Origin of the sequence: Ornithinimicrobium sp. CNJ-824, from assembly GCF_001942405.1 — a bacterium.
Classification (GTDB): Bacteria; Actinomycetota; Actinomycetes; order Actinomycetales; family Dermatophilaceae; genus Ornithinicoccus; species Ornithinicoccus kibberensis.
Map to the genome: position 1 here is coordinate 1 of NZ_MKKA01000038.1, position 4,857 is coordinate 4,857.

7 protein-coding genes are annotated in these 4,857 nt (G+C 66.9%); 3 read left to right on the forward strand and 4 right to left on the reverse strand.

From position 1 onward, the window contains the following. Positions 1-138: 138 nt before the first annotated feature. Together BJF81_RS11725 and BJF81_RS11730 are read right to left on the reverse strand one after the other, a co-directional pair. Positions 139-843, reverse strand: coding sequence for a class I SAM-dependent methyltransferase (locus BJF81_RS11725; RefSeq protein WP_158068672.1), 705 nt, complete (start codon positions 841-843; stop codon positions 139-141). Between the two features lie 199 nt (positions 844-1,042). Next, positions 1,043-1,297 carry a hypothetical protein gene (locus tag BJF81_RS11730; RefSeq protein ID WP_075958498.1) on the reverse strand — a complete coding sequence of 85 codons (255 nt, stop codon included), beginning with the start codon at positions 1,295-1,297 and terminating at the stop codon, positions 1,043-1,045. Between the two features lie 475 nt (positions 1,298-1,772). On the opposite strand from BJF81_RS11730, the gene BJF81_RS18665 reads away from it, so the two are divergent. Together BJF81_RS18665 and BJF81_RS11735 are read left to right on the forward strand one after the other, a co-directional pair. Beyond that, a complete protein-coding gene (locus BJF81_RS18665; protein ID WP_202817477.1) occupies positions 1,773-2,126 on the forward strand; it encodes a hypothetical protein in 354 nt (117 codons plus the stop codon). A 47-nt stretch (positions 2,127-2,173) separates the two neighbouring features. Further along, positions 2,174-2,884 (forward strand): hypothetical protein, encoded by a 711-nt coding sequence (locus BJF81_RS11735; protein WP_202817478.1) that lies wholly within the window; start codon positions 2,174-2,176, stop codon positions 2,882-2,884. Positions 2,885-3,255: 371 nt separating this feature from the next. Here BJF81_RS11735 and BJF81_RS11740 read toward each other — a convergent pair whose 3' ends face one another. Beyond that, positions 3,256-3,498: a ribbon-helix-helix domain-containing protein gene (locus BJF81_RS11740; RefSeq protein WP_075958499.1), complete on the reverse strand. Its 243-nt coding sequence runs from the start codon at positions 3,496-3,498 to the stop codon at positions 3,256-3,258. After that, positions 3,488-3,802: a hypothetical protein gene (locus BJF81_RS11745; RefSeq protein ID WP_075958500.1), complete on the reverse strand. Its 315-nt coding sequence runs from the start codon at positions 3,800-3,802 to the stop codon at positions 3,488-3,490. Before BJF81_RS11745 ends, BJF81_RS11740 begins: the two co-directional genes overlap by 11 nt. A 90-nt stretch (positions 3,803-3,892) precedes the next feature. Here BJF81_RS11745 and BJF81_RS11750 point away from each other — a divergent pair, with 90 nt between their 5' ends. Beyond that, complete coding sequence (locus BJF81_RS11750) at positions 3,893-4,645, forward strand: DUF3626 domain-containing protein (protein WP_075958501.1); 753 nt, start codon at positions 3,893-3,895, stop codon at positions 4,643-4,645. Positions 4,646-4,857 lie beyond the last annotated feature (212 nt).

The window sequence follows — 4,857 nt, forward strand, 5'->3', positions numbered from 1 at the left end:
TTCGGTGGATTCGAGCACCACGCCATCGTGCCCCAGATGCAGAGGTTGGGGCGTCCGGACGACGACGTCAGGATCGGATGCAGTATCCGCTCCTGCCGCTGGTCGGCCGCGCCGATTGTCAAGTGGCGCCGTTCCCCCTCAGCCAGGGAAAGCTGCGTCGAAGACCATCAGTGGTTCTGCCTCGGTGCCACCGAACGGCGTCTTTGCCCAGTCGCTCCACACGTTGAGCGTCACAAGGCCGGCGGCGAGCAGGTCGGCCTCGATCTGCGAGCGGTCGCGGAACTGCAAGGACTGCTCCACATCGAGGACATCGCCGGTCTCGACGAACTCGTTGTGGCAGTGCATGCGAACGACACCATCCTCGTCCGGCGGTTCGGTGGTAACGGATTCGCGGAGCAAACCAACGGGTGTGTCTCGCTCTCCCACCGGGTCGTTCCAACTCTTCCACGCGTGCGCTGCAGGGTTTCGTGCCTCGAACACCAGGCGCCCGTTGGGCGTGAGGGCACGAGCGATCGCTGCCAACGTGGTGTGCCAGTCGTCTCCGATGATGTGCATGACGACGTTCCCGCTCATGATTATGAGGTCGGTCGTGTGAGGCGTGAGTACGTCGCCGGTGCCCAGGACCCAGTTGACAGCCTCACCTCCGGGCCGGGTTGCTGCGCGTTCGAGCATCGCCGGCGCGGGGTCAATCCCCGTCACGGTGCGCCCAGCCCTCGCCAGGGTCACCGTCAGCAGACCGGTGCCGCAGCCTAGATCAACGATGCGGTTCGCACCGAGGTGGTCTGCGAACCCTCGGAAGAAGTCGTGGTCGGGGCCGTCGGGGTTGTCGACGTCATACAGCACGGCCAGGCGCGGATCGTCGTAGCTCAAGCTGTACCTCTCAGGTGGAAGAGGCGCCAGTGTGCGCGACGATCCCGACGTGCGGCAACCTCAATCTTTATCACTCATCTGCCGCGCTGAGCGTGGCCGCACGCTACTGCCGCCCCTCGGGAGTTCTTTCGCGGGCCGCGACCGCTCCGGCCTGTAACGGGTCCCACTGTGCTCACTCACTCGGGAACACGATGGTGCCTGTCCACCCGGTGTGCTCGGTGCCTCTTTGGAATCTCGTGCCGTACGTCAAGTCCACCCCGTCCACCACGATCACTGTCTCAGCGTCCACGGGAGCGACCTTCAGGACCATCTGGTCCCAGCTGAGGTCTTCTCCGTGGACACCGAGCGGGTAACACTGATGCTCGACCTGGTCGCCGTAGACCACTCCGATTTCAGCCCCGTCGCAGAGGAGGACGTCGGTCTGCACCTCACCCCCGAAGACATGTACACGTGGCGTTGCCTCGATGAGAGTGACTTCGGACCGTCGAGGTTGTGAACGCGGTAGATCACCTCCGTTGCGTTGTGCGGCACGGCCCCTTCGGGCTCGACGAGCAGCCGCGGTCTCGCAGCGCGGTGCTCGGCCGCCTCAGCTGCATCGGCCGAGCGCCTGGAATCGCCTCGGGCGCGGAAAGCGACCGCCACGCAGGCCACGGCGGCAAGGATGCTTGCTACCGAGATCGCCAACGCCTACCTCTAACCCCCATGTGACCCACATCACTTACACAGACATCTTGACAAGCTCTGACCGTACGCCCCTGACCCGCGACGTGCACCTCGTCAACAAGCCCACTGATCCCGTGCACGGGCTACGGCACCGCCGGCCCTCGGCGCTGGATGACCCTGATCGCACCGGCGCGGGCATCGATCTCCCCGCCGTCATCGCGATCCCCGAGACTTGGCCCGTGCCACATCCCGCTCAGCCGCCCGCCGCCCGCCCGCTCACGCTGCACCTCGGTGTCGTGCTCGAACCCCGCGCGGCCGAGCTCGTGCGCTCGGCACTCGAGACAACCCTGTCCGAGCGCCTGGCCGCCCGCTTTCCCGGGACCCGGTGGACGGTGTCCGTGGCCCACGAGGTCCTCACCCGGCCACCGGCCGGCCGCACCGAGCTCCTCGAGGAGACCCGGGACCGCATGCTCGACGCGGACTGGGACCTCGCCGTCGTCCTGACCGACTCCCCACTACGCGACGGGCACCGCACCCTCGCCGTCGTCACCAGCCGGTGCACGGCGTCGGCCTGGTCTCCGTCCCGGCGCTAGGACCAGTGCGAGTGCAGCGGCGGGCGGAGGAGACCGTCGTCGGTGTCGTGACCACGCTGCTCGGCGCGGAGGCCGAAGGGCGCTCGCCAGATCGGCGGCTGCGTCAGCTCGCGGCCGACACCAAGGACCATCCTGGGGACAACGCGGTGGAGTTCGCGGCCCGCGTGCTCGGCGGGAACCTCTGGGTTCTGCTTGGGATGGTGCGCGCGAACCAACCATGGCGCCTCGCCCTCCGACTGTCGCGCTCGCTCACCGTCGCCGCCGCCAGCGGCGTCGCAGCGCTCGTCACCTCCGACCTGTGGTCGCTGTCCGCCTCCTACGGGTCGCTCAGACTCACCGGCCTCGGGGTGCTGTCGGTCGGCGCCCTCACCCTCGCGCTCGTCCTCGGCGGCGGCCTGTGGGAACGCGCGCGGCACCGCCGGGAACGCGAGCAGGTGGTCCTCTTCAACCTCGCCACCCTCGCGACCGTCGTCATCGGCGTGCTGGTCTACTACCTCGCGCTGTTCGTCCTGGCATGGCTCGGCGCGCTGCTCCTCGTCCCGGAGTCGGTGTATGCCACCTCGGTGGGCACGGCACTTGGCGCAGCGGAGTACGGGCGCCTTGCCTGGCTCACGGCGACGATCGCCACGGTCGGCGGCGCCCTCGGCGCGGGCCTGGAAGACTACGCCGACGTGCGCGACGCCGCCTACACCCACACCAGCGAGGCAGTCCAGCCGGTGGGCCGCGACACCAACCAGGACGGACCAACACACACCTGACCACGGCGGCTGAGCCGAGACCGGGGCCGCGCCCAGCCCGTCGCGACTCCCAACTCGCACCGGCCCCCTGCCCGATACCGCGCCAACGCGCCCTTTCGCCGCGAGACGGGCCACATGCAATACCCGCTGGTCCGACCCTCACCCGGGCTCTGAAGCGCGCCGTGCCATCCCGCAGCCATCGTCCCGTAAGACCATCCCCTTGCGGACACATCGTCAGACAGACGCGCGGCCAGACGTGCTGGCCGAACCGACCCTCAGTCGAACCGCCGCAGGCCATCTCGACAGAGACCTCTGACTGCATAACTATGCACTCACTGGGAGACCTCTCAAACGTCCCCATCTGCCGCTGGCCGCGTGTTGGGCTCACCGGGTCAGGCGGGGCGGGACAGCTCGTGTTCGACGGCTCGACGGATCCAGGCGGAGACTGAACGGTCGTCCGCTTCCGCAGCGCGCTTGACCTCCTCGAGCAGGTCAGCTGGGAAGCGCACCGGCACGGGCGCGCTCATCGGACGCTTGCGACGACGCGCAGGTCCCTGGGGCTCCTGGTTGCGCGGGTCGGCGTAGAAGTCGTACTCCTGCTCCGGCGTCATCGGCCGGCTGTCGTCAGTGCTCATCACGGTCCCTCCGGTACGTAGCGGCGAGGCCCGAAGACGCCTCGTAGCAGCCGATCGGTCGGCACTTGCTCGGATCGCCCGATCGAGATGGGGCCAGCGGGACGATGAGGACTCGCCCACTGACCTCCGCGAGCATCAACCAGTGGGCGGGCGGCTTGGCCGGGTAGAACAGCGGATCACTGCTCCACGCGTCGATCACATCGTCCAGCCCCAGGTGTGGATGCTTGAACAGGTGAGCGGCTTGCTCGTCGATCTCGAAGGGCTCGGTGTCATCGAGCGCCTCAAGGTCGAACGCTTCGCTCACAAGTCGAGTGTATTACAAACGACTACGCGCGCAACTGCCCCAGGCCGGTAGGCCGATGTCCCGAGCCCCTGAGACGCCAGGGATGGCAGCATGCTCGATGTGCATGTCACGCTGCAGTTTCATCCCGACTGGGCTTTCGGCGACGGGTTCGTCATCGAGGCGATCGCCCGTGATGGGCGCTACCGCAGCCAGTTCGAAACGGGAACGTCCAATGGCGGCCTGACTGCCCATGAGGATGGGGACAGATGGCGCTGGGAGAGCCGACTCTTCCGGGGGCGCTACGACGGCGCTGCGCATAGCGAGCGTCCGGTGTACGGGGCCCTGAACTTCGCTGACGACCCTTACGGCGGATCCGTCCGGTTCGGATCGGCACACCTGCGGCTTCGCGAGGAGGTCATGGATCGATGCACGTTCTGCTTTCCCGATTCGGTCTTCGAACCCGATGCTGTCACCGGATCGGGTGAGGTCGACGACCTGATCCGCTTGGCACATGCGAGTGAGCTGGACCACCTGGATCGATATGTCGAGGCACATGTCCACGGTCAGGTATGCATCGCGCGCGACGTCGAGGCTGTCGTGCTCGACCCCTGCTATCAGGGCACAGATGTCGAACGAGCAGCCGAGAGATTCGACTGCCCTGTCGAATGGCACCCCGGCTTCGCTACCGCCACTGCATCACTGGACCCGAGCTACCGGGGTGGTGAGTACGTGGAGCTCGCCCGATCGATTGGATCGGTGATCACACCCGACCTGATCGGGCAAGCCGCGCGTGAGGGTAAGTACGACAACCAAGCCCTGAAGAGGGTTTGGCACTATCTCGCTAAATTTGGACGGCGTGCATAGCGCCCATCCCCAGATCCCCATGCCCTGCGCTCAAGAGGCATCCGGTCATGCCGCTGATGGAGGCCTCGCGACCCGATAATCAGAGGTGCTCGTCCCAGAAGCCTTCGGGGGCTGAGTGGAGTCCATCAGAGTGGTGTACGACGACCACGGTGGTGAGCGTGTCCTGCTGATGTAGGCGCGGTCACCGCGTGATCCTTCGAGTGAACCTTCCA